18 protein-coding genes are annotated in these 24,823 nt (G+C 43.4%); 13 read left to right on the forward strand and 5 right to left on the reverse strand.

Going from position 1 to position 24,823, the window contains the following annotated elements; all coding sequences use genetic code 11:
• Nucleotides 1-12: 12 nt before the first annotated feature.
• A complete protein-coding gene (locus M1L62_RS28710) occupies nt 13-450 on the reverse strand; it encodes a hypothetical protein (protein ID WP_254563087.1) in 438 nt (145 codons plus the stop codon).
• Nucleotides 451-661: 211 nt separating this feature from the next.
• Here M1L62_RS28710 and M1L62_RS28715 point away from each other — a divergent pair, with 211 nt between their 5' ends.
• Nucleotides 662-964 (forward strand): SCP2 sterol-binding domain-containing protein, encoded by a 303-nt coding sequence (locus tag M1L62_RS28715; RefSeq protein ID WP_254563088.1) that lies wholly within the window; start codon nt 662-664, stop codon nt 962-964.
• Between the two features lie 115 nt (nt 965-1,079).
• Here M1L62_RS28715 and M1L62_RS28720 read toward each other — a convergent pair whose 3' ends face one another.
• The gene (locus M1L62_RS28720; protein ID WP_254563089.1) at nt 1,080-1,799 is read right to left on the reverse strand and encodes a pyridoxine 5'-phosphate synthase; all 720 of its coding nucleotides are present in this window, start codon (nt 1,797-1,799) and stop codon (nt 1,080-1,082) included.
• Between the two features lie 265 nt (nt 1,800-2,064).
• On the opposite strand from M1L62_RS28720, the gene M1L62_RS28725 reads away from it, so the two are divergent.
• From M1L62_RS28725 to nadB, 6 genes are all read left to right on the forward strand, one after another.
• Nucleotides 2,065-2,514 (forward strand): GatB/YqeY domain-containing protein, encoded by a 450-nt coding sequence (locus tag M1L62_RS28725; RefSeq protein WP_254563090.1) that lies wholly within the window; start codon nt 2,065-2,067, stop codon nt 2,512-2,514.
• Entirely contained in the window at nt 2,511-3,128 is a 618-nt protein-coding gene (locus M1L62_RS28730) for a CvpA family protein (protein WP_310590003.1), read from the forward strand. Before M1L62_RS28725 ends, M1L62_RS28730 begins: the two co-directional genes overlap by 4 nt.
• 142 nt (nt 3,129-3,270) lie before the next feature.
• Entirely contained in the window at nt 3,271-4,323 is a 1,053-nt protein-coding gene (gene rlmN, locus M1L62_RS28735; RefSeq protein WP_254563091.1) for a dual-specificity RNA methyltransferase RlmN, read from the forward strand.
• Nucleotides 4,324-4,585: 262 nt separating this feature from the next.
• Nucleotides 4,586-6,007: an inorganic phosphate transporter gene (locus tag M1L62_RS28740; protein ID WP_254563092.1), complete on the forward strand. Its 1,422-nt coding sequence runs from the start codon at nt 4,586-4,588 to the stop codon at nt 6,005-6,007.
• A 315-nt stretch (nt 6,008-6,322) separates the two neighbouring features.
• A complete protein-coding gene (gene nadA, locus M1L62_RS28745) occupies nt 6,323-7,318 on the forward strand; it encodes a quinolinate synthase NadA (protein ID WP_254563093.1) in 996 nt (331 codons plus the stop codon).
• Nucleotides 7,319-7,426: 108 nt separating this feature from the next.
• Nucleotides 7,427-9,007 carry an L-aspartate oxidase gene (gene nadB, locus M1L62_RS28750; protein WP_254563094.1) on the forward strand — a complete coding sequence of 527 codons (1,581 nt, stop codon included), beginning with the start codon at nt 7,427-7,429 and terminating at the stop codon, nt 9,005-9,007.
• 1,465 nt (nt 9,008-10,472) lie between these two features.
• Here nadB and M1L62_RS28755 read toward each other — a convergent pair.
• A complete protein-coding gene (locus M1L62_RS28755; protein ID WP_254563095.1) occupies nt 10,473-11,831 on the reverse strand; it encodes a vanadium-dependent haloperoxidase in 1,359 nt (452 codons plus the stop codon).
• Nucleotides 11,832-12,526: 695 nt separating this feature from the next.
• Here M1L62_RS28755 and M1L62_RS28760 point away from each other — a divergent pair.
• The 4 genes from M1L62_RS28760 (at nt 12,527) to M1L62_RS28775 (ending at nt 22,492) form a co-directional block, all read left to right on the forward strand.
• Nucleotides 12,527-15,763, forward strand: a complete 3,237-nt coding sequence (locus M1L62_RS28760) for a SusC/RagA family TonB-linked outer membrane protein (protein WP_254563096.1) — start codon at nt 12,527-12,529, stop codon at nt 15,761-15,763.
• 12 nt (nt 15,764-15,775) lie between these two features.
• The gene (locus M1L62_RS28765) at nt 15,776-17,656 is read left to right on the forward strand and encodes a RagB/SusD family nutrient uptake outer membrane protein (protein WP_254563097.1); all 1,881 of its coding nucleotides are present in this window, start codon (nt 15,776-15,778) and stop codon (nt 17,654-17,656) included.
• A gap of 97 nt (nt 17,657-17,753) precedes the next feature.
• Nucleotides 17,754-21,152 (forward strand): VCBS repeat-containing protein, encoded by a 3,399-nt coding sequence (locus M1L62_RS28770; protein ID WP_254563098.1) that lies wholly within the window; start codon nt 17,754-17,756, stop codon nt 21,150-21,152.
• Entirely contained in the window at nt 21,149-22,492 is a 1,344-nt protein-coding gene (locus M1L62_RS28775) for a vanadium-dependent haloperoxidase (RefSeq protein WP_254563099.1), read from the forward strand. The genes M1L62_RS28770 and M1L62_RS28775 overlap by 4 nt, the downstream gene beginning before the upstream one ends.
• Before the next feature lie 14 nt (nt 22,493-22,506).
• On the opposite strand, the gene M1L62_RS28780 is transcribed toward M1L62_RS28775, so the two are convergent.
• Entirely contained in the window at nt 22,507-23,265 is a 759-nt protein-coding gene (locus M1L62_RS28780) for a patatin-like phospholipase family protein (RefSeq protein WP_254563100.1), read from the reverse strand.
• A 197-nt stretch (nt 23,266-23,462) separates the two neighbouring features.
• On the opposite strand from M1L62_RS28780, the gene M1L62_RS28785 reads away from it, so the two are divergent.
• Both M1L62_RS28785 and M1L62_RS28790 read left to right on the forward strand, forming a co-directional pair.
• Nucleotides 23,463-23,717, forward strand: a complete 255-nt coding sequence (locus M1L62_RS28785; RefSeq protein WP_254563101.1) for a type II toxin-antitoxin system HicA family toxin — start codon at nt 23,463-23,465, stop codon at nt 23,715-23,717.
• Nucleotides 23,714-23,926, forward strand: a complete 213-nt coding sequence (locus M1L62_RS28790) for a type II toxin-antitoxin system HicB family antitoxin (RefSeq protein ID WP_254563102.1) — start codon at nt 23,714-23,716, stop codon at nt 23,924-23,926. Before M1L62_RS28785 ends, M1L62_RS28790 begins: the two co-directional genes overlap by 4 nt.
• 9 nt (nt 23,927-23,935) lie before the next feature.
• Here M1L62_RS28790 and M1L62_RS28795 read toward each other — a convergent pair whose 3' ends face one another.
• On the reverse strand, nt 23,936-24,778 hold the full coding sequence (locus M1L62_RS28795) for an MBL fold metallo-hydrolase (RefSeq protein WP_254563103.1): 843 nt from the start codon (nt 24,776-24,778) through the stop codon (nt 23,936-23,938).
• Nucleotides 24,779-24,823: the final 45 nt, after the last annotated feature.

Below are 24,823 nucleotides of genomic sequence, written 5' to 3' on the forward strand. Positions count from 1 at the left end.
AATCGCACTATTTTATTGCAAATACTTCAAATTGAATGCATAAATAATGCACATGATCGAACTGAAAAATATGCCGGCAATGGCAGTTACAATGCCCATCCAGCCTCCGATTACAAGGATCGAGCCGAAGAAAGCTACGGCTATGCCACTCATATATAGGTAGAAACCGAGTTTTCTGAGGTTCCACATCAGATAGGCTGCATACAAAGTCAGCGATTCAAAAATAATCATGATCATCGCGCTGTGTTTTATTGTTTCCGGCGTCGTTCTTTTAATGACGGATTCAAATAAACGGTCTACCGTTTTGGTGTCGGCGCTTGAAGGTTGCTCTTCAAGCTTTTCACGTAGTCCTTCAAAAATTTCCTTGGTTTGTTCGGCTACCATGCCGGGGTTCCAGAGTCTTTCGGACTGTGTCCATAAACCAGAAATGGAACTTAAAAAGGTAAGCATGCAAAGTACAGTCAGTACTGTTGGGCGTATCACTGGAGAATTCATTGGCAATTAAAAAAATATACGTTCTGACAAGTGCCAAAACAGAGTGTAAAATTTGTCCTTTTAGATGAAAACACCAAAACCATTTGAATATTCTTCTTAGGGTACATACTTTTACAATTTTAATAGCATAAAGTAAATTTTACATCAAACAGTAAGCCAAAGAAATATGAGTCTTCAAATTCTGACTGACCGCGTTACCAGCATGCTGGGTACTGATAGTGGATTGGATGCGACAGTTAAATTCAAAACTGACGAGGGGAATGTTTTTATAAATAGTAAAGTGGTGCCTAATACGGTTTCAAACGAAGATCTGGAAGCGGATTGTACATTTGAGATTTCTACGAAAAATGCACTGAAACTATTGGATGGAGACCTGAACGCCATGATGGCTTACATGATGGGCAAACTGAAAATTGACGGCGATATGGGTGTGGCGATGAAAATTGCCGAGACCTTTGGCGGGAAATAAGAAATTTCGAAATTCAGAGAAGGCTGTAAGGAGAAGAAGCGGAGGAGAAAAAAGAGAAGTCAAGTTTTGAAAAGGGGGACGCCCAGTCTTGACTTCTCTAAAGCCTGTCAAATTGTTACAAAGCCAATTCCCGCAAATACATCTGGATTGTATTTTCCAGACCGAGATACAGGGCATCAGAAATCAGGGCATGGCCTATCGATACTTCGTCCATCCACGGTATGCACTGTTTCAGGAAATGAAGGTTATCAAGGCTCAGGTCATGGCCCGCGTTTAAGCCCAAGCCAACTTCCCGTGCTTTTTCTGCTGCTTTTACAAAAGGAATAACCGCTTTCTGCCTGTTCTCAAAATAATAGGCGGCATAGGGTTCTGTATATAACTCCACACGATCGGCACCGCAGATTTTTGCTCCTTCCACCATTTGTGGGTCAGGATCTACGAAAACCGAAACACGTATACTTGCTCGCTTAAATTCCTGAATCAGTTCTGTTAGCAGTTGCTTATTGGTGATAGTATCCCAGCCGGCATTGGACGTGATCGCTCCAAGCGCATCTGGTACGAGTGTAACCTGATCAGGTTTGGTTGCCAGTACCAGATCAATAAATTTTCTTTCCGAAGGATTCCCTTCAATATTAAATTCTGTGGTTACAACTTCTTTTAAATCGTAAACATCCTGATAACGGATATGGCGTTCATCCGGTCGTGGATGCACAGTAATGCCTTGTGCACCAAACCGTTCACAATCCAGAGCCACTTTAAGAACATTGGGGTTGTCGCCTCCACGCGAATTCCGAAGTGTAGCTATTTTGTTAATGTTGACGCTGAGACGGGTCATGGTGTAATTTTAAATGATAGAATTTTGAATAATCGAATGATAGATTTTTGAATCATAGAATTTTGAATCATAGCGTGATAGAATGTGGAGTAATGCCATTTGTTGTTTATTCTGTCATTCACGCATTCAAAATTCTATCATTCATTCCATCATTCGTGTAACTTTGTCCCTTTAATGACAAATTTAACATTTGCTCATTCTAAATTTACTTATTCATTCATTAATATTCTATCATTCACTCATTCAAAATTCATTCATTAAACATATGGCACTAAAAACTCAGGTTGAATCAGGCATAAAGGATGCCATGCGGGCAAAGGATCAGGATCAGTTACGTGCTTTACGTGCCATCAAATCGCTGATCCTGCTGGAAGAAACCAAAGGTGGTGCATCGGGAGAACTGTCTGCTGATGACGAGTTGAAATTGTTAACGAAGGCAGCGAAACAACGCAGGGAATCGGCTGATATTTACAAGGCACAGAACCGTCCTGACCTGTTGGAAAAGGAAGAAGCAGAGCTTGCCATTATAGAGCAATTCCTGCCGAAACAACTGACAGAGGAAGAGGTTACAGCGAAATTGAAAGAAATTATTGCCCGCGTTGGTGCGACTGGTCCGTCTGATATGGGCAAGGTAATGGGCGCAGCTACCAAAGAACTGGCCGGACAAGCAGATGGCCGCGTCGTATCTACGTTGGTTAAGAGTTTGCTCGCATGAAGTTATTGGATATTCTTATCCTGATTCCATTACTTTGGGGGGCATTGCATGGTTACCGGAAAGGACTGCTGATCGAAATCATCGGGATAGCGGGTCTTGTGGTAGCCATGATCCTCGGTTTTAAATTTCTGGGTTTGGGGATGGAAATCCTTACTCCTTATTTCAGTGATCATACGGCCAAAAGAATACTGCCTTACATCGGTTTTTCGGCTGTTTTTTTTCCAACTGTTTTTTTGTTAAACCAATTCGGGTACAGGATCCGGCGCTCGTTACGGTATTCTATTTTAGGTACTTTTGACAGTTTTGCCGGGGCAATGGTCGGGATTTTTACCTGGGTTTTCGGGATCAGCGTTTTCTTCTGGCTGGTCAATATGATCGGTGTGAAAATTCCCGAGCACCGCACAAAGGATACCTGGGTTTATCCGTTGGTTATCCCTGTTGCGCCCAATGTTATTACCAAGGCCCTGACATTAATGCCCGAAGGCAGTGAACTGATCAAGGATTGGAAATCAGAATATCTTGACAAGGATAAAGATGCTGATAAGGGGGGGGAAGATCAGGCTGAGGAAGATTCTGATGGGGGAAAGAAGAAAACAGATAAGCAAGACGAATGATTTTTTCTGAATCGGTGTTAATTTTTTCATCTGAGTAACATTGAATCAATGAACTGAAAATTAATTTAGTGATTGATATTCAGTACCTTTGCAAAAATATAGGTTGCCAGCAAACAATCCGGTAACAATAGTTATAGAAATAATGGTTGAAGTACAAGAAAAGCAGGATATAAGGAAATTAAGTGTTGATCAGCTGAAAGGCTGGATGGCGGAGCACGGAGAAAAAGCTTTCCGAGCGAAACAGATTTATGAATGGATCTGGAAAAAATCGGCATCATCTTTTGCCGAAATGACCAACCTTTCATTGGCCACAAGACAGTTAATCGACGAGCATTTCGTGATCAATTCCATGACTGTTGCCAAGCAGCAGCAGAGCAATGACGGTACCATAAAATCAGCTTTTAAGCTATTTGACGGACATTTGGTGGAAGGGGTGTTAATTCCCGCTGCCGACCGTATGACCGCCTGCGTGAGCAGCCAGGTAGGTTGTTCACTGACTTGCAAATTCTGTGCGACGGGTTATATGGATCGTAAACGGAATCTGGATGCTGCCGAAATTTACGACCAGGTGGTAGCGATTGCGCGTCAGGCCGAAGGAAGTTTTAAGGCACCGCTTACCAATATCGTATACATGGGAATGGGGGAGCCCTTGCTGAATTATGCAGCGGTTCTGAAATCGATTGAGCATATAACTTCTCCGGAAGGGCTGAATATGTCGCCGAAACGTATTACCGTTTCTACGGCTGGTATTGCTAAAATGATTAAAAAACTGGGTGACGATGAAGTCCGCTTCCGTCTCGCCCTTTCGTTGCATGCGGCCAATGATGAAAAGCGTAACCGTATTATGCCGATCAATGAATCGAATTCTCTGGATAATCTGGCCGAAGCGTTAAATTATTTTTACAAAAAGACCGGCAACCGGATCACCTTCGAATATATTGTTTTCAAAAACTTCAATGACACTTTACAGGATGCGAAGGAGCTTTGGGAATTCACCAAAAGAGTGCCTGCGCGGGTAAATATTATCGAATACAATCCAATCGCAGAGGCAGATTTCAAGAATACAGAGTCTGATCGTCTGGATAAATTTGCGGCTTTCCTGGAAGACAGAGGCGTTTCCGTGCATGTGCGCCGTAGCCGTGGGAAAGACATTGACGCAGCCTGCGGACAACTTGCCAATAAGGAAGGAAATTAAAAATATAAAATAACTGACATCGGATCGCTGATATTTCATATCGGCTGTTCCGCTGTGTCTTTTATTTTTTTAACTTAATTGATTTGAAGCGCTTTATTAATGCCAATATGAATTTAGTTAACAATTTCTTAACATTGCATCTGTAAAGAATCAGTAGTTTTGCCTCGAAATTTTGTTCTTACCTACTGGTAGGCTAGCTGAAACCATTTATTCTGCGGCAACCATTAAAGTGAGTTTTATAAAGTAAACTTATACGCTACTTATGTTTGGTCTTGAAACCGACATTTTCCTCCTACTCGCTTTTAGTCTCTTAGCGGCATGTGCATTTGAATTTGTAAACGGTTTCCACGATACGGCCAATGCCGTAGCAACCGTTATTTACACCAATTCTCTTAAACCGAATATCGCTGTAATGTGGTCCGGTTTCTGTAACTTTTTAGGTGTGTTCTTTGGTGGTATCGCTGTTGCGATGGGTATTGTAAACTTGCTGCCCGTTGAATTGCTGATTGACCAAAACGTTTATCATAGTGTTGCCATGGTGTTTTCGCTGCTTTTCAGCGCGATTATCTGGAACCTCGGTACATGGTGGTTCGGACTTCCAAGTTCCAGCTCGCATACCCTTATCGGGTCTATTCTGGGTGTGGGTCTTGCCTTTACCTTTATGCCTGAAAATACCCACGGTGCGGGTGTAAACTGGGCGAAAGCACAAGAACTCTTTACTTCCCTGCTGACCTCGCCGATCTTCGGTTTTGCTTTGGCTATTATCATCATGTTCATTCTTCGTCGTGCATTATCGAAGCCGTTGCGTGATGTTGTGTTCAGCGAACCACAGAAAAATACGGCGCCTCCAATCTGGATCCGTGTAATCCTGATCACAACCTGTACGCTGGTAAGCTTTTTCCATGGCTCTAACGACGGACAAAAGGGTGTTGGTTTAGTGATGCTTATTCTGATCGGTATTGTGCCGGCACATTTTGCACTGGATAACAGCATTAATCCAAGTGATATGAAAGCTGATCTGGTAAAAATCGATCAGACCATTAGCCGCATCGATACGTTGGGACTTTCTGCATCGGACCGGGTTAACTGGCATACAATTAAAAAAGAAATCGCCTTGCTGAACGTTCAGCTTGACAAGCCTTTGGTTGATAATAAATTGCCAAAAGAAGTACGTATGAATGCCCGTAAATCTTTGCTTTTAATCAGCCGTAACACAAAAACGATTCTTGAAAACGGTGATGCCAATCTGAATTCTGCTGACACTGCATTTCTGAAAGGACAGGCAGGCGGAGAAAAAGGAATCAGAAGATTTACAGATTATGCGCCTGACTGGGTTATCCTGATGATCTCGCTTTCCCTTGGTTTGGGTACAATGGTAGGCTGGAAAAGAATTGTGGTGACGATCGGTGAGAAAATCGGTAAGCAGCATTTGACTTATGCTCAGGGTGCCTCGGCTGAATTGGTTGCTGCAAGTACGATCGGGGTATCATCTTATCTGGGACTTCCGGTAAGTACAACGCACGTGCTTTCCTCCGGTATTGCCGGGTCGATGGTGGCCAGCAAAGGGGTTAAAAACCTTCAGGCCGGAACGATTCGTAACATTGTTATTGCCTGGGTATTAACTTTGCCTGTGACGATGTTCCTGTCAGGTACGCTTTACGCATTCTTCCGCTGGATACTTTAACGGATTTCAATTCGCTGGCTTTTTAGAAGACTCAGAATATTTGAAATGATATAGCCGCCTCACATGTTTGTGGGGCGGTTTTTGTTTGTCGCCGCTAAAACAAAAGCTCCTTCTGTAAATTAGGAAGAAGTTTTTTGTTTTTGACTAAACCAGATAGGCCAAAAACGTGTTTCTTTGCTGACGACCCGGCAGCCCCTTACAGATATTATTTCATGATGAAAATCCCTGCAGATGGATTCTTTGGTTTTGAAAAGTATATTATCGTAATTCGGCTCGGATTTTTAATAATCAACAAAAAGCCAATTATTCACCATAATGACAACCATTGAAGAGCAAGTAGCACGTTACGGTTATGTGACCGAAACGGTAGCAGATAATATTGATTTGATTGCTGAGATTAACCGCTTGAAAAAGGAAAAGAATGCAGTCATTTTAGCCCATTATTATGTAGATGCAGAAATTCAGGATTTAGCAGATTATATCGGAGACAGTTTGGGGTTATCCCAGCAAGCTGCTGCAACAGAAGCGGATATGATCGTTTTCTGTGGTGTACATTTCATGGGAGAAACTGCCAAGGTTTTAAGCCCAAACAAAAAGGTTGTTATTCCGGATCTTAATGCGGGCTGTTCGCTGGCTGACTCTGCACCTGCTGATAAATTCGCCACTTTCAAGGCACAGTATCCTGATCATATTGTGATCAGTTATATCAACTGTTCTGCGGAAATAAAAGCGTTGACCGATATCGTTTGTACTTCTTCAAATGCTCTGCAAATCGTGAACAGTTTACCGAAGGACCAGAAAATTATTTTTGCGCCTGATGCAAATCTCGGCAGATATGTGGCGCATAAAACCGGTCGTGATATGGTCTTATGGGATGGTGCCTGCATCGTTCACATCGATATTTCCCGTGAAAAGCTGAAACAGTTACGCGAGGAAAATCCGGATGCGTTGTTGATCGCCCACCCGGAATGCAAGGAAGATATTTTGCTTCAGTCTGATTTTGTAAGCTCTACAACGGGCTTGTTGAAATTCGTTCAGGAATCTGATCACGATAAATTTATTGTGGCAACCGAGGCTGGTATTCTGCATAAAATGAAGCAGGCAGTACCACATAAAAAACTGATTCCGGCACCGGGTTCGGATAATAACACCTGTGCCTGCTCGGAGTGTCCTTACATGAAAATGAACACGCTTGAAAAAGTGTATAATGCGCTTAAATACGAGCAGCCGGAAATTTTTGTTCCGGAGGATATCCGTTTGAAAGCGTATGAATCGGTAGCACGAATGTTGGAATTGAGTAAAGGAATTTAATTCTTTTCTTATAGATATTAGGATATGAGATTTTCGGATGCGGCTCGTCTTCATTTGAGAATCTCATATTTTGTCATCAAATAAATGATACACGTTTATATTTAGCCTATGCCCCAGTTCGATTTCCTGATCATTGGTTCCGGTATTGCCGGACTTAGTTATGCCGCCAAACTGGCACGACACTTTGAAAATACTCAGGAACATGTTTCCATTGCTGTGATTACCAAGGTGCAAGCCGATGAAACGAATACCAAGTATGCTCAGGGCGGTATTGCCGTTGTTTGGGCAGAATCGGACTCGTTCGAAAAGCATATCCACGATACGATGGATGCAGGCGACGGGGTTAATAAACCAAATATTGTTGAAATTGTAGTAAAGGAAGCTCCGGAGCGTATCCAGGAATTGATCGATTACGGGACACGTTTTGATAAGGAGCCGGAAGGGAATTATGATCTGGCAAAAGAAGGCGGACATTCCGACCACCGGATCTTACACTTCAAGGATATAACGGGTGCGGAAATTGAGCGCGCGCTTCTGGAAGAAGTAAAACGTCATAAAAATATTGAAGTTTTCACGCATTATTATGCGGTAGAGCTAATCACACAACACCATCTGGGCGAAACAGTATATCGCTACCGTGAAGATATCAAGTGTTTTGGTGCCTATGTTTTAAACCGTCGTTCGGGCAAAGTTGAAAAATTCCTGGCCAAAACAACGATGCTGGCAACGGGCGGAATTGGTAATATTTATCAAAGCACGACCAATCCAACCATCGCGACTGGCGACGGAATAGCCATGGCTTATCGCGCGAAGGGTATTTGTGACAACATGGAATTTATCCAGTTTCACCCGACGAGTTTATACCAGCCTGGGAAAAAACCTTCGTTCTTGATCTCGGAAGCGGTTCGCGGTTTTGGCGGAATTCTGAAACATGCAGACGGAACCACTTTTATGGAACAATACGATAGCAGGTTATCGCTGGCACCTCGTGATATCGTTGCCCGCGCTATTGACTCCGAAATGAAGAAAAATGGGGTAGATCATGTCTATCTGGATGTCCGTCATTGTGATTACGAAAAGTTTTTGGAGCATTTCCCAAATATTACCCAGTATTGTCTTGACGCAGGTATTGACGTCAGGACCGAGATGATTCCGGTTGTACCCGCCCAGCATTATATGTGTGGCGGAATCCGGGTTAATGAATGGGGGAAGACCAACATCAATTTCCTTTATGGTGTGGGCGAATGTGCCTGTACAGGCTTGCATGGAGCTAATCGGTTGGCGTCGAATTCTTTGCTGGAAGCAGTGGTTTTCGGGCATCGTGCCTATGAAAGCACCCTAGAGGGTTTTGATCAGGCCGTTATTCCAGACAACATTCCGGAATGGGATGATTCAGGAACGACGCATCCCGAGGAAAATGTATTGGTGACGGAAATGACCAGGGAGCTTAACAGCATTATGTCAAATTACGTGGGCATTGTCCGTACCGACCGCCGTATGAAACGTGCTTACGACCGTCTTGAACTGCTTCACCAGGAACATGAAGAATTGTACCGGCAATCAAAGGTGTCTGTTGCCATTTGCGAGCTGAGAAATATGATATCGGTTTCGTATCTGATCATTAAAATGGCGATGGCGAGACGTGAAAATATAGGGCTGCATTTTAATGCGGATCATGTGAAGGTTTAATTTGATGATCTTGTACTGATACATGCCGGCCTACCCAAATTTGGAACAGACTACTTAGGCCAAGGCTTCAGCCTTGGAGGTCTGGCCCGTGATCTTCTCCGGCTTTAGCCATAACAGCCAGGTGTCGGAGATATATCCAATGGCTAAAGCCGTACTAAATTAGCAGCCTGGTGGAGTGCCCAAGGCTAAATCCTTGGGTTAATACTGTTTTCTGGTCTTCGGCTTCTGCGATTTCGGGAGTGTAGATTTAACCCAAGGCTTCAGCCTTGGGGGCCTGGCTGGTGATCTTCTCCGGCTTAAGCCATAGCAGCCAGCTGTTGGAGATATATCCAATGGCTAAAGCCGTACTAAATTAGAAGCCTGGTCGAGTGCCCAAGGCTAAAGCCTTGGGTTAATACTGTTTTCTGGTCTTCTGCTTCTGCGATCTCGGGAGTGTAGATTTAATCCAAGGCTTCAGCCTTGGCCCGTGATCTTCTCCGGCTTTAGCCATAGCAGCCAGCTGTCGGAGATATATCCAATGGCTAAAGCCCGTACTAAATTAGAAGCCTGGTGTGCCCAAGGCTAAAGCCTTGGGTTAATACTGTTTTCTGGTCTTCTGCTTATGCGATTTCGGGGGTGTAGATTTAACCCAATGCCTCAGCCTTGGGGGCCTGGCCCGTGATCTTCTCGGGCTTTTAGCCATAGCAGCCAGCTGTTGGAGATATATCCAATGGCTAAAGTCCGTACTAAATTAGAAGCCTGGTGTGCCCAAGGCTAAAGCCTTGGGTTAATACTGTTTTCTGGTCTTCTGCTTATGCGATTTCGGGGGTGTAGATTTAACCCAATGCCTCAGCCTTGGGGGCCTGGCCCGTGATCTTCTCGGGCTTTTAGCCATAGCAGCCAGCTGTTGGAGATATATCCAATGGCTAAAGTCCGTACTAAATTAGAAGCCTGGTGTGCCCAAGGCTAAAGCCTTGGGTTAATACTGTTTTCTGGTCTTCTGCTTATGCGATTTCGGGAGTGTAGATTTAATCCAAGGCTTCAGCCTTGGGGCTTGGCCCGTGATCTTCTCCGGCCTTAGCGATAGCAGCCAGCTGTTGGAGATATATCCAATGGCTAAAGCCCGTACTAAATTAGAAGCCTGGTGTGCCCAAGGCTAAAGCCTTGGGTTAATACTGTTTTCTGGTCTTCTGCTTATGCGATTTCGGGAGTGTAGATTTAATCCAAGGCTTCAGCCTTGGGGCTTGGCCCGTGATCTTCTCCGGCCTTAGCGATAGCAGCCAGCTGTTGGAGATATATCCAATGGCTAAAGCCCGTACTAAATTAGAAGCCTGGTCGAGTAGCCAAGGCTAAAGCCTTGGGTTAATACTGTTTTCTGGTCTTCTGCTTATGCGATTTCGGGAGTGTAGATTTAACCCAAGGTTTCAGCGTTGGGCGGGATGCCTTGGATCCTCCGTTTAGCCCTAAACATTTGTTGAACAGCTTCCTATTCGGCCGTTGCCAAAACCTTCCCATCTTTTCTGGTGATGATCTTGTTTAACACATTCGCGCCGATTTTCTCACCGAGTTTTGTTCCCTCTTCCACACCGTCACGGTAGTGTATTCCGCCGTAGACACGACTGATGGATGCATCCCAATAAGCCTCTTTAAATGATTTGAAGGACTTTACACCATGGCCATATTTTTTCTCTGTCGTATCAGTGAAGGCTACATTTTCTCCAACCAGTTTTCCAAGTACTGTTCCACAGGCCGCTGATATGGTGCTGTGTCCGCTGACATATTCAGGGAAGGCGGGCGTTTCCAGAAACGGTCTCCAGTTCGGGTCCCAGTTATTATTGATCACGGTTTCCGGACGGATACGGACGCTGCGGTATTTCTCATCCCAGCATGAAACAAAGGCATCGAAGAGTGATAATGCGCCAAGTGTGTATGCTTCATTCACCTTCATAAGGTCGAATTTTTTCTCAGTCGTTACGTAACGTATAATAGCCAGCCAATGACCGGCCGGTGTCATTTTTTTGTTGGCGAACATGGCATGTCCTACCACGTTGGTTACAAAGGCATTATCATCCCAGAAAAATGCTGTGGCTTTTTGCTCCTCGGTAAGGTTCTTCCCCGTGTTATAAACCTCCATAGCCAGTTTCATAAACGGACTGTTTTTGTTCAGATCATACTTGGCAGGCGGTGGGCAGCGAAACTGAGTTACCGAGTCCAGCGAGAAAGTCCTGACGGTATTCCACATAGGTTCGCAGGCATCCGCGTAGGCAGGAGGTGTTGGTACCCAGGTACCCGGTTCGTTCGTAACCGTGTAACGGAAACCGCGAATCTCCTTGTAATGATCTTTGGAAGCATAAGCCAGCACATGTTTTGCAATCGTGTCCCCATACTGGATCGACCGGTCATACACGTCTTTGGGTATACCCATTTCCTGATACTTTTTGAACAACCCTTTTTCATAGTCATCCCACATATTCCCCGAAAATGTAAGCGTCCGGCCTACAACCGTAAATGCTTTTACACTGGCTAAGGGATAACAATAGGCTGCCCCGGCTTCTGGTTTTGGCGTTGGTGTAAACTTATTGATTTGCCCGGCCAGAGACCGATACTCCGCAGACGATGGCACCAAGGCCTCGTAAGCTGCCAGAAACGAATAACTGTAAATACGGCTTGCAACCGGCGGTTTGAATATATCGTGAATGATGACATCGGTAAGTTGTGTCGCCGTTTCATGAAAAAGTTTTGGGTCCGATGCTTTGGCGTTGTACTCTTCCGGAGATGAGGTTTTTTGGCAGGAGTAGTAAAAAACCGAGGTAATAGCCAGTATGCTGAATTTCAGAAATCTCATTGTATTAATAGTAAAAGCTTCCAGTCGGGTTATGGACTCAATGTAGTTTTAATTCATCTTATCCCAAAATAAAGGGGCAAATGATTTTATCACGAATATAGGCAAGATATAGAGAACGACGGGTAATTAATTCATCGAATAAATATAAATAACATTGGAATTGTTAAAACTGAAAACTTGATGCGTTAAATAGGATTGATTAGTGTTATACAGGTTACAAATTCTAATTTACTCGAATATTTGTGTAATACTTATTTGATATATCCAGGGTTACAATTGAAAATAAAGCAAAAATCGCCGTGGTATTATTGTTATTTTTTAAGAATGCATATGGATATAGGAAGATCATTTTTTTTTGTGAACAATTTAATATCTTTTTGTACATCCTTATGAGTAGAAATGAATATTTGGTACTTATTCGATATGTAAATGAAGTATATAAATCTAATTGTGTTGATATAACACCTATCGTTAGTCAGTAAGCCAATTTTGTCTGCTTTAATTGTACAATAATTCAACCTAACAATTATAAAATTTGAAAAAAATTTTCCGCTTCTATAAGTTATTAACTACGGAATTCACTTCTACATTTTGATGTAGAATATTCCTCTATTTGTCTACTGTACGTGTATTGATCACGGAAACGACTATAAGCTTTTACCCAATTTTTATCTACTCATCCTAATTATTAATCTATGAGAATTTCTACTAGATGGACATGTCGTGAATCAGCACGGTATGTTTTTTCTCTCTTGCTAATCCTGTTGACAGTCGTCGGGGCATTCGCTCAAAATACTGTCAAGGGTAAAGTGAAAGATGACCAGGGGCAAGGCCTGCCCGGTGTAAGCGTTGTTGTAAAGGGTACGACGGCGGGTACCGTTACCGATAATGACGGAGGTTATACTGTGAACGCAGCAGGTAGTAATACGCTTGTTTTCTCGTTCATTGGTTACCTTACGCAGGAAATCGAAGTTGGAAAAAAATCCACTGTCGATGTGACGCTGGCGACGGATATTAAATCTTTGGGAGAGGTTGTTGTTGTTGGTTATGGTACAGCAAAAAAAGCTACATTAACAGGTTCGGTTACAGCAGTTAAAGGTACAGAACTTGAGAAGGCACCAGCTGCTAACCTTTCAAACACTTTGGGTGGTCGTTTACCTGGTATTTCCGCTGTACAGTCAAGTGGAGAACCTGGCTACGATGGATCTGCGATCCGTATCCGTGGTACTAACTCTCTGGGTAACAGTAATGCTTTGATCGTTGTGGATGGTGTTCCTAACCGTAGTGGTGGTTTGGATCGTATCAATCCGGCTGATATTGAAAGTATCTCGGTTCTTAAGGATGCTGCTGCTGCAATTTATGGATCACGTGCTGGTAATGGGGTAATTCTGATTACTACAAAACGTGGGAAATCAGGGAAACCACAGTTGTCTTATGATATGAATTTTGGGATGAGTCAGCCGACACGTACGCCGAAAATGTCGAATGCATCCGAATATGCAACAATCAGAAATGAGTTGCAGATTTATGATAACCTCCCGGTTGGACAGTGGTCAGGCGCTTTGCAGGGTTTCAATACAACGGGTGCATATACAAGAACGGATAATGGAAACGTGCTGAATGCTGTTTTTAAACCTGAAGATATGCAGAAGTTTAATGACGGAAGTGATCCATTGCTACATCCAAATACTGACTGGTATGGTGCGGTACTTCGTAACTGGGCTCCACAACAGCGTCATAATGTGCAATTGACTGGTGGTAGCGAAAACATAAAATATCTTGCTTCTCTGGGACACATCAATCAGGATGGATATTATGTCAATTCTGCAACAGGATATAAGCAGTATGATATGCGTATTAATCTTGATACAAAGATTAACAAATATGTTACGGCTAATCTTGGTGTAACTTTAAGAGAGGAATTCCGTCATTTTCCAAGTGGTGGTAATGGTGCTGGTGCGATCTTCCGTATGTTAATGCGTGGAAAACCAACAGAAATTGCAATCTGGCCGAATGGAAAACCTGGTCCTGATATTGAAAATGGTCAGAACCCGGCTGTTATTACCACAAATACAACTGGTTATAACAATGACAAAAGAGACTATATTCAAACCAATGGTGGTCTGGAGATTCAGGTGCCTGGTATTAAAGGTTTGAAAGTAAATGTAATGGCAGCTTTGGATAAGCAGCTTCGCAGAATTAAAAACTGGGAGACGCCATGGACTTTGTATTTCTGGGACAAAAAGACGTTTGAAGCTGATGGAGTTAGCCCTTTGCTAACGGGAACAGTACGTTCTACTTTCAGTGATCCTCGTTTGACCGAAACATCGGCTCAGGAACTTTCTGTTCAGCTGACAGGGCAAGTTTCTTATGATAAGTCATTCGGACTACACAATTTCAATGTAATGGCCGGTGCTCAGAGAGAGAAAGTAGATGCTGATGGATTCTTTGCTTACCGCCGTTATTTTATCTCTCCGGTAGTTGACCAATTATTTGCCGGTGGAACAGCGGAGCAAAACATTGGAAATACAGGTGACTTGTACAAACGTGCACGTTTAAGTTATTTCGGTCGTGCAGGTTATAACTATAAAGAAAAATATCTTGCAGAGTTCCTTTGGCGCGTTGATCAGTCATATATCTTCCCGAAAGAAGGTCGTGTTGGATTTTTCCCAGGTGTTTCGGCAGGATGGCGTATGTCTGAAGAAGGTTTCTGGAAAAATAATATCCATTTCATGAACAACGTAAAAATCCGTGGTTCATGGGGACAAATGGGTGCTGAACCTTACTTCCTTGGTACTGAAACACTTGCTGAATATCAATATCTTTCGACAATGGGTTTTGGAAACTACGTGTTGAACGATCAGGTTGCTAAAACGCTATTGGAAACTCGTATAGCTAACAAAAGCTTTACCTGGGAAGTAGCCAACAACAGTAACTTCGGTATTGAAGGAACATTGTTCAATGATAAAGTGGCATTTGAATTTGACTATTTTGTGAACAACCGTTCTAAAATGCTTATTCCAAAAGCAGGTTCTACACCTTCATCTGTCGGAATCGATAACCGTCTTCCACCTCAAAACCTTGGAAAGCTACAAAATAAAGGATGGGAGTTTAAAGTTAGCTACGACGGAAATGCAGGCGACTTTACTTATTCTGTAAGTGTTAACGGAGGTTTTGCTAAAAATAAAATCAAGTATTGGGATGAGGTACCTGGTGCACCTTCATATCAAAGAACAACCGGTATGCCTTATCAGTCGTTCCTAGTTTATCAATTCGACGGTGTCTTCAAAGACCAGGCTGAGATTGATGGAAACAAACTGGATTACAGCCCAATCACAGGTAATTTGAGACCTGGTGATATGAAATTCAAGGATATCGGAGGTGGCCCTGATGGGAAACCAGATGGAAAAATTAATGGTGATGACCGTTTACGCACTGAAAAAGTTCAACGTCCATGGTTTACAGGTGGCGCGTCGATCAACCTTGGTTACAAAGCATTTGATCTTGCCGTACTTTTCCAGGGAGCAACAGGAGGCCTTCAAATCGTTGGTTTGACGGAGTCAGGTGATATCGGAAACTATCTTAAATACGATTTCGATCACCGTTGGACTATCGACAACCCAACTGATAAATATCCTCGTCTTACAAACCGTAACAACCGTTATTACACCAACACAGGACAGGCTGGTATCAACAACTACTTCCTGAAAAGCAACAACTATCTGCGTTTGAAAAACATTGAACTTGGATATAACCTGCCTTCTGAACTAGGCTCGAAACTTGGACTAAGCAAATTCCGGGTTTACGTGAACGGATTGAACCTTCTTACTTTTGATAAAATCAAAGTATGGGATCCGGAATCTACTAACAACAGCGGACAGTACTATCCACAGTCTCGTGTTATCAATGCCGGTGTACGTGTAGCATTTTAATGATCTATAATTATGAAATTGAAATATAAAAATATAATGCTTATTACGTTGTTGACCTCTGCCGGGTTGACATCGTGTAAAACAGATTTTCTTGACGTTACTCCGCCTACCGAAATCCCGACTGAGGAGGTATGGAAGGATGGGGCTTTGGCTGAGGGTTTTGTAACTGGTATTTATTCCGGACTTCAGCAGGGTGGTTTCAGTGAACAAATGCTTGCTTCGTTGGCTGATGAAGCGGTATTTACCCACACAGGACGTAACATCAATACGATCAATGAAGGTAGTTTGAGCCCTTCGAACCTGGGATGGGTAGATGATACCTATGGCTGGGGACCGATGTATACACGTATTCGTGCGACAAACCTTGCCATTCAGAGTTTGGCGACGGCTACTTTCAGTGGCGACGCTCTGAAGAGCCGTCTGAAGGGGGAATCTTACTTTTTAAGAGCTTATTACTATCAGCAGCTTCTTCGCTACTACGGTTCTGCTCCGCTTATCAAAAAGGTGTATGCACTGAATGAAGATTATTCTATTCCTCGTAACACTTATGATGAATGTGTGAAATCGATCGTGAGTGACCTGGATAGCGCTGCAATACTTTTGGATGGGAAAACGTTGGTAAAAGGACGTGCTACAAAGGCAGCAGCGCTTTCTTTGAAATCACGTGTATTACTTTATGCGGCGAGTGACTTGCATGATATTCCAACTGCCAAAGCAAAGTCGTCAGTGATTGCTGCCTATGCAAATCCTGAATTTTTAGGATATCTTTCAGGAGATCGTACGGCTCGCTGGACAGCTGCTCTTAATGCATCAAAAGCTGCTTTGGATGCTGGCAACGGAGGTTATAAACTAAATCTTACAGCACCTGAAACAGCCGATCAAGGTAAAATTAACTATATCTCGATTGCAATGTCTGGTGCGAGTGCTGATAAAACGCTGGATCCATCGGCAGCGAGCGAGATTATTTTCGGTCGTTATTTTACGCCAAGTTTAAGTGAAGGTGCTCGTCAGACAGGTTTGAACAACGGTCCTAACGGATACCATAACTGGGCTGGTAACACGCCAATCGGTCTGCTTGTTGACGACTATGAAATGATGGATGGTACTGCGTTTAAATGGACAAACCCAACGCATAGTGCGGCACCTTATACAAACCGTGATCCTCGTTTCTACGCAACGGTGATGTATGACGGTGCAACCTGGAAACCTCGTCCATCGGATGCGAAAGATCCTGCGAACCAAATCCAGACAGGTGCATATGACCTTTTGGATGAAAAAGGCGCTTTGATCAACCGCAAAGGATTGGATACCCGCAGCAGCTCTATCGAAGACTGGAACGGAAGCCGCTCAGGATACTACATGCGTAAGTTTATAGATCCAAATCCGGCATTGTATGATAACACGGATCGTCAGAATATTCCATGGCCTTTCATCCGCTTTACTGAAGTTGTTTTCAACTACATTGAGGCAAACATTGAACTTGGAAAAGACGCAGAAGCACTTTTATGGCTAAACAAAATTCGTTTCCGTGCAGGTATGCCGGCTTTGAAAGCAACCGGTGCAGAACTTAAAGAAGCTTACCGCCATGAAAGAAGAATTGAAATGGCATACGAAGAGCAGCGTTACCACGATGCCCGCCGTTGGATGATCGCTCAGACGACTTTGGGAAGACCGTTGACATATATCAATGTTGTGGGTAAATTCAAAGCAGGTCAGTCAATGAAAGAGCCTTACCACTATGATACTTCGGTTTATACTTATACTTACACGCCGGTTGAAGAGAAATCTCATGAAAACCGTACGTGGGTGGATAAAATGTATTTCCGTCCGTTTAGTCGTGACGAGATCAACAGAAACGCGAAACTTGTTCAGAACCCAGGTTATGATAAATAGTTAATTGTTTCTTATCTTCATTACCCGAAACTATGCTTGCTTGATGCAGGCATAGTTTCTTTTTTCCTTCACCATCAAATATTTTCTGTTTCAAATCATGAAACTAAAAAGCGGCTTATCTCTGGCCACCTTCCTGTTCGTTATCATTACCACTTTTACGGGTTGCAGCAAGTCTGAAAAATCTGATGAGAAGGAAAATGCAGAAACCGGACCTCCACTTTTTACACTGCTTTCCGCCGAAAAAACCAAAATCGATTTTAACAATACTTTGACCGAAGGATTAAATACCAACGTGTTGATGTACGAATATTTTTATAACGGCGGTGGTGTTGCGGTTGGGGATATCAATGGGGATGGACTGGATGATATTTATTTTACCGGAAATATGGTTTCGAATAAACTGTACCTGAATAAGGGGAAAATGCAGTTTGAAGATATTACCGCCACAGCCAATGTTGCTGGCAGAGAAGGCCCCTGGAAAACCGGTGTGACCATGGCCGATGTCAACGGCGATGGGCTGCTGGATATTTATGTTTGTTATTCGGGGAGTGTTTCTGCCGATAAACTGAAAAACCAATTATTTGTTAACAAAGGAGCCAATGCGCAGGGTATTCCGCAGTTTGAAGAAAAAGCGGAGCAATACGGACTGGCCAATTCTTCCACTAGCACACAAGCAGCTTTTTTTGATTATGACCGGGACGGCGATCTCGATATGTTTTTACTAAACCATAATCACAAAGCATTACCGATATTAGATGAATCTTCCACTGCCGAAATCCTGAAAAAGGAAGATACTTCGGCGGGGTCCAGGTTGTTCCGTAATAACATGGCCAATGGGGGGGAGCCCATTTTTGAAGATGTTACCGTGAAAGCCGGCATCCGCAGTTCTGCCCTGAGTTATGGACTTGGTATCGGGGTAGCAGACATTAACCTGGATGGATGGCCTGATTTTTACGTTTCCAACGACTATTCAGTTCCTGATTTTTTATACATCAATAATAAAAACGGCACTTTCACCGATGTGATCGAGGCCGGAATAGGGCATACTTCTCACTCTTCTATGGGAAATGAAATTGCCGATTTTAACAATGACGGGCTACCCGATATTTTTACACTGGACATGCTGCCGGAGGATAACCGGCGCCAGAAACTTTTGGTGGGGCTCGACAACTATGAGCTATTCGATTTCAATGTGAAAATGGGATTTCACCACCAGTATATGCGCAATATGCTGCAATTGAACAAAGGGGTTGTTGGCGCTGCTTCCGGAAAATCGGCATCACCTGTTTTCTCTGAAATCGGGCAGTTGTCGGGTGTATCCAACACGGACTGGAGTTGGGCGCCTCTTTTTGCTGACTATGACAACGACGGCTGGAAGGACCTTTTCATAACCAATGGAAATCTCCGGGATTTTACCAACATGGATTTCGTGAAATATATGGGCGATCATTTGAAACGAAAAGAAGGGCAGGTGCGCCGGGAAGATATTCTGGAACTGGTGTATCAGATGCCATCGTCTAACATGACCAATTATCTTTTTAAAAATAACAAGGACTTAACCTTTAAAAACGTAGCCACAAACTGGGGACTTGGACAGGTTTCGAACAGTGGTGGGGCGGCTTACGCAGACCTCGATAATGACGGAGATCTTGACCTCGTGGTGAATAATATCAACTTGCCGGCATTTGTTTACCAGAATGACGGCGACAAACAATTGAAAAATCATTATCTGAAAGTGAAGTTGCAGGGAGAAGGAAAAAACACGCTCGGTACAGGCGCAAAAGTGACGATTTATCAAAAAGGAGAACAGCAGTATATTGAACAAATGCCAACACGGGGATATCAGTCAAGTGTGTCGCCAACGCTGCATTTCGGTTTGGGGGCTTCCGCTTCTGTTGATTCTTTGAAAATTGTTTGGCTGAGTGGAAAGGAGCAGAAACTTGTTAATCCCAAAGCGGATCAATTGCTGACCTTGTCGGAAAAAAATGCAACAGGTAATGCGATTACGCCGGCTTGGGAGGCACCCGTATTTAATCCCGTTCAGTCACCGGTTGTTTATACCAATCCGGTGAACAAAACGAATGATTTTAAACGCCAGCCTCTGATGGTCAATGCACTTTCATTTTCCGGGCCGTGTATGGTAAAAGGTGATGTCAATGGCGACAAGCTGGAAGATCTGTACATTGGTGGCGGACCTGGCGAACCCGGGAAATTATATATACAGCAGAAGAATGGGGCATTTACTTTGAAATCTGTTCCGGCTTTTGAGGCTGACAAACAGAGCGTGGATACCGATGCGGCAATTTTTGATGCCAATGCCGACGGCTTTACGGATATTTATGTGACCAGCGGAGGTTATGCCAATTTTACCCCGGAAGATATATTGCTTCAGGACAGATTATACCTGAACGACGGCAAAGGGAATTTTACAAAAAAGACGGATGCTTTACCCAAAATGCTTTTTAGTAAAAGCTGCGTTCGTGTTGCAGATTTGAACTCGGACGGAAGACCGGATTTGTTTGTGGGAGGCCGGGTTATTCCCGGTCGATATCCCGAAGCACCAAGAAGTTATATCCTGATCAATAACGGAAAGGGGCAGTTTACGGATCAAACGGCTGCGCTTGCACCGGAACTTGAAAGAATCGGGTTGGTAACGGATGCTGCCTGGACGGATATGAACGGTGATAAAAAGCCGGATCTGGTTGTGGTGGGAGAATGGATGCCGGTGACGGTGTTGGTAAATAACGGCGGAAAACTGACGAATAAGACAACCGACTATTTTGACAAACCATATAGCGGCTGGTGGAACAGGATTCTGGCGGAAGATTTTAACGGTGACGGGAAAACAGATCTTGTGGTCGGCAATATTGGCTTGAACACACAATGCAAAGCCAGCGACGCGGAGCCTGTGGAAATGGTTTATAAAGATTTTGATGATAACGGTTCGGTAGATCCAATCCTTTCATTTTACATCCAGGGCAAAAGTTACCCCTACGTGACGCGCGACGAAATGCTGGATCAGATGAGTATCATGCGGACGCGCTTTCAGGATTACAAAAGTTATGCAGAGGCCACGCTGACCGACATTTTTTCGAAGGAAGAACTGGAAGGAGCTTCCCATTTGAAATCAAACTTTTTGAAAACAGCTTATTTTGAAAGCCATGCCTCCGGTAAGTTGACTGAAAAAATGTTGCCGCTTGAAGTGCAGTCATCGCCCGTATTTACGATTACCGCTTTGGATTACGATCAGGATGGAAAGAAGGATTTGCTGTTTTGCGGCAATAGCAATAAAGCACGGTTAAGGTTCGGGAAATATGACGCCAATTACGGAATTCTGTTGAAGGGCGATGGTAAAGGGGATTTTAGCTACATCCCTCAAAGTAGATCAGGGTTTGCCCTCAAAGGTGACGTGCGCAGTGTGGTTTCGCTTGGAAACACACTTCTATTTGGGATAAATCAACAAGAAATTAAAGCATACAAAACAAACAAAAAATGAAAATTCAATTAATTCTGCCTCTTCTGCTTGTTGTTTGTTTGGTTGGATGCGGCAAAAAAGATGAAAAATCACCGGAATTGGCTCCGGCGATCATTGGACAGGTAACGAGCCAAATGACCGATGTGATGGTTCATGATGTAACCAATCCGCCGTTGGGAGCCAGGTTTTATTCTTACGCCTGCCTCGCCGGCTATGAAGTGGTAGCACAAAACGATTCTGTTACCAAAACGATGCATGGCCGGTTGAACGACTTTCCGGAAATAAAAAAGCCCGAAGGATTGACGCATTATTCATATCAGTTAAGTGCTGTTTTGGCGATGCTGGAAACTGCGAAAAAAATGCAGCCTTCCGGTGGGGTGATGTTACAAAAGTTTCAGGATCGTTTGTTGGATTCCTGTAAAACAATCGGTTTTAGTGAACAAACGATCAATGAATCCAAGGAATATGCCCTGGGTATCAGCAAGCAGATTTTAAAATATGCGAAAGCGGATAAGTACAATAAGATAAGCAATTTTCCACGTTACGAACCCAAGGAGGTTAACGGCAGCTGGTATCCGACACCTCCGGGTTATTTCCCGCCTGTGGAGCCCTATTTCAAAACGGTTCGTCCGTTTACCCTTGATTCCGCATCGCAGTTTAAACCTGCCCGGCCGGTTCAGTTTTCAGAAGATAAAAATTCTGAATTTTATAAAATGATGGTTGCCAATTATAACGTGAAACCCGAAGGTGATGCCAAAGTAACCGCTGCATTTTGGGATTGTAATCCGTTTGCGCTTGAAAATAAGGGACATTTACTCGTTGGGATGAAGAAAATATCGCCGGGTGCGCACTGGATCGGGATTACGGATATTGCCTGTCAGCAGGCGAAAGAGGATTTTTCGAAAACGATGCTTATCACGACTTCCGTCGCGATCGGTCTGATGGATGGTTTTATGGCCTGCTGGGATGAAAAATACAGAAGTAATCGTATCCGTCCTGAAACGGTGATCCGGAAATACATTGATCCGAACTGGAAACCATTTTTGCAGACACCGCCATTTCCCGAATATCTCAGTGGTCATTCCGTGGTTTCGTCTGCATCGGCAGTGATCCTGACACACTATCTGGGCGATAATTTTGCCTACACCGACACCGTTGAAGAACGTTTTGGATTGAAAGCCCGGAAATTCAAATCCTTTAACGATGCTGCAAAGGAATCCGGTTTATCCCGTTTTTACGGCGGAATCCATTTTATGGATGCTGTGGAGAATGGATGGATTCAGGGTAAAGAGGTGGGGAACTGGGTTATCGGAAAGCTGGCCGACACTAAACCTCAGGGTGTAGTGGCAAGCAATAATTAGGTAGAAAGAAATAGCTAAACTTCAAATTTCTTTTCCTTCAAAAGCGTGTGGGTGTACTGATATCCAATGTCAAACAACTTCCGCGCTTTTGTAAAATCGAATGTGTTGAAAGTACTTAACTCCGGCGCTTCGATGAGCAGGTCGCAGCGATCCAGGCTTGCTTTTGCCTTTTGGCGCATCGCCATGCGGATGCTCCGATAGGTGATCTGATGCATATGGGCAGAAGGTTTGTCGAAAAGAAGCGGGTTGCAATGGATGCCGATGATATAGTCGGTCTCCTTTTCGATGGGGGCTACGGGTAAATTATTGAAGATGGCGCCGTCAATGAGGTCGCGACCATTGAGCCGTAATGGTTTAAAAACACCAGGCAGACAGCATGAGGCGAGCACAATTTTTGCAAGCTCTCCCGTGCGAAAGGATAATTCTTCGCCAGCGTTAATATCGGTGGCTGTGACAACCAGCGGAATTTTTAATGCTTCAAAAGAATTTTCGGGAATGTATTTTTTCAGAATTTCTTCTGCACGGTCAATTTTCAGCAGCCCTCCAAGGCTGAACCCGAATCTCAGATAATTGCTGAAACGCGTGTTGAGAATTATTTCAAACATTTCATCGGCCGGGTATCCGTATGCAAGCAATGCTCCTACAAACGCGCCTGCGCTTGTTCCGCTGATCACATCGGGTTTCAGGCCATATTCTTCAAGTGCCTTTATGGCGCCAATATGTGATATACCGCGGGCACCACCACCAGATAAGACGAGTCCGATTTTCTTCATGGTTTATAAACACAGCGTAAAAAAAAATCCCGCCAGTCGTTGATGTGTTTTTTTGAAATATAGCTAAAATTGAGTTATCCTATATTTCGATTCAATCATACAGGATTTTAATAATGGTATAGCAGACTCTGGTTAAATTGGTCAAAATGAGTAAATTTGAAATACACATCACTATATAAAATCATTTAACAGGAGAAATGAGTAAATTTGATAAGCTCATGCTGAAATTACTTTCCGGTGCATCCGACAATAATATCAGCTTCGAAGAATTAAGAATGATATTATTAAGCCTTGGATTTACAGAAAAGTTAACAGGAGGTAGTCATCGCATTTTTCATAAAGATGGTGTCTCAGAAATAATTAATATTCAGCCTGATGGAAGCAAAGCTAAATCCTATCAGGTTAAACAAGTAAGAAATTTGGTTTTAAAATACAAACTTTCAAAACTATGAACGCCAAATACGAGATAATAATGTACTGGAGTGATGAGGATAACGCTTTTATCGTCGAGGTTCCTGAGTTACCTGGTTGTATGGCTGACGGAAATACCCAAAATGAAGCACTGGCTAATATTCAATTTGTAATAGACCAATGGATCGAAACAGCCAAAGAGCTGGGGCGTGAAATTCCAAGCCCCAAAGGAAAGTTGATTTATGCATAAACTTTGTTCTCAAATAAAATTCCTCAAATCTCCACGCTCCATAATTTTCACCCCTTTTTCGGTTTGCTCTACAACGGCGGCTTCGTAGGCAGGGTCGTGTTCAAACAGTAAAATACATTTTTCTTCTGCGGCCTGTTTCAATACGTTTTCTTTTTCCTGCATCGTCAGCAAAGGTCTTACGTCGTAGCTCATGACCCATGGTAGCGGGAGGTGAAAGGATGACGGAATTAAGTCAGCGGCGTAAATGATTTTCTGATTTTTGTAATGGATAACCGGCAGCATCATTTGCTCGGTATGTCCGTCGACGTGGATAAAATCAATATTGGCAAAGGGTGATTTTTCATTTTCAATAAATTTCAGCTGTCCGGATTCCTTGATCGGTAAAATGTTTTCTTTCAGAAATGATGCCCTTTCCCTTGGATTCGGATTCGTGGCCCATGCCCAGTGCGAGGAGTTGGACCAATAGGTGGCGTTGGGGAAGGTAGGTAAAAGAACAGATTTGTCTGTATTATATTTTACCGCACCACCTACATGGTCAAAATGCAAATGCGTAAGAATCACGTCCGTGACGTCCTCCGCACTAAATCCGGCTTTTTTAATAGATCCGATTAATGTTGCGTCGCCATGCAGATCATAAAATCCGAAGAATTTATCATCCTGCTTATCGCCCAGGCCGGTATCAACCAGAATCAGGCGATCTCCGTCTTCGATCAAAAGACAACGCATTGCCCAGCTGCACAGATTTTTTTCATCGGCCGGATTGTGTTTATTCCAAAGCGTTTTTGGTACAACACCGAACATCGCACCACCATCAAGTTTAAAATAACCGGTATCGATAATATGTAGGTTCATAAGGGCAATAATCTAATTATTCGTCTTAGTAGTAGCTTTGCCAGT

Source organism: Dyadobacter diqingensis (assembly GCF_024220585.1).
Taxonomy (GTDB): Bacteria; Bacteroidota; Bacteroidia; order Cytophagales; family Spirosomataceae; genus Dyadobacter; species Dyadobacter diqingensis.

Bases quoted from the DNA above. Each gene is read 5' to 3' on its own strand.
- M1L62_RS28715 (WP_254563088.1), top strand. From the start codon at position 662: ATGAGTCTTCAAATTCTGACTGACCGCGTTACCAGCATGCTGGGTACT.
- nadB (WP_254563094.1), top strand. From the start codon at position 7,427: ATGCCCCAGTTCGATTTCCTGATCATTGGTTCCGGTATTGCCGGACTT.
- M1L62_RS28775 (WP_254563099.1), top strand. From the start codon at position 21,149: ATGAAAATTCAATTAATTCTGCCTCTTCTGCTTGTTGTTTGTTTGGTT.
- M1L62_RS28765 (WP_254563097.1), top strand. From the start codon at position 15,776: ATGAAATTGAAATATAAAAATATAATGCTTATTACGTTGTTGACCTCT.
- M1L62_RS28725 (WP_254563090.1), top strand. From the start codon at position 2,065: ATGGCACTAAAAACTCAGGTTGAATCAGGCATAAAGGATGCCATGCGG.
- M1L62_RS28710 (WP_254563087.1), bottom strand. From the start codon at position 450: ATGCTTACCTTTTTAAGTTCCATTTCTGGTTTATGGACACAGTCCGAA.
- nadA (WP_254563093.1), top strand. From the start codon at position 6,323: ATGACAACCATTGAAGAGCAAGTAGCACGTTACGGTTATGTGACCGAA.
- M1L62_RS28730 (WP_310590003.1), top strand. From the start codon at position 2,511: ATGAAGTTATTGGATATTCTTATCCTGATTCCATTACTTTGGGGGGCA.
- M1L62_RS28795 (WP_254563103.1), bottom strand. From the start codon at position 24,778: ATGAACCTACATATTATCGATACCGGTTATTTTAAACTTGATGGTGGT.
- M1L62_RS28720 (WP_254563089.1), bottom strand. From the start codon at position 1,799: ATGACCCGTCTCAGCGTCAACATTAACAAAATAGCTACACTTCGGAAT.
- M1L62_RS28740 (WP_254563092.1), top strand. From the start codon at position 4,586: ATGTTTGGTCTTGAAACCGACATTTTCCTCCTACTCGCTTTTAGTCTC.
- M1L62_RS28760 (WP_254563096.1), top strand. From the start codon at position 12,527: ATGAGAATTTCTACTAGATGGACATGTCGTGAATCAGCACGGTATGTT.
- rlmN (WP_254563091.1), top strand. From the start codon at position 3,271: ATGGTTGAAGTACAAGAAAAGCAGGATATAAGGAAATTAAGTGTTGAT.
- M1L62_RS28770 (WP_254563098.1), top strand. From the start codon at position 17,754: ATGAAACTAAAAAGCGGCTTATCTCTGGCCACCTTCCTGTTCGTTATC.
- M1L62_RS28755 (WP_254563095.1), bottom strand. From the start codon at position 11,831: ATGAGATTTCTGAAATTCAGCATACTGGCTATTACCTCGGTTTTTTAC.
- M1L62_RS28790 (WP_254563102.1), top strand. From the start codon at position 23,714: ATGAACGCCAAATACGAGATAATAATGTACTGGAGTGATGAGGATAAC.
- M1L62_RS28780 (WP_254563100.1), bottom strand. From the start codon at position 23,265: ATGAAGAAAATCGGACTCGTCTTATCTGGTGGTGGTGCCCGCGGTATA.
- M1L62_RS28785 (WP_254563101.1), top strand. From the start codon at position 23,463: ATGAGTAAATTTGATAAGCTCATGCTGAAATTACTTTCCGGTGCATCC.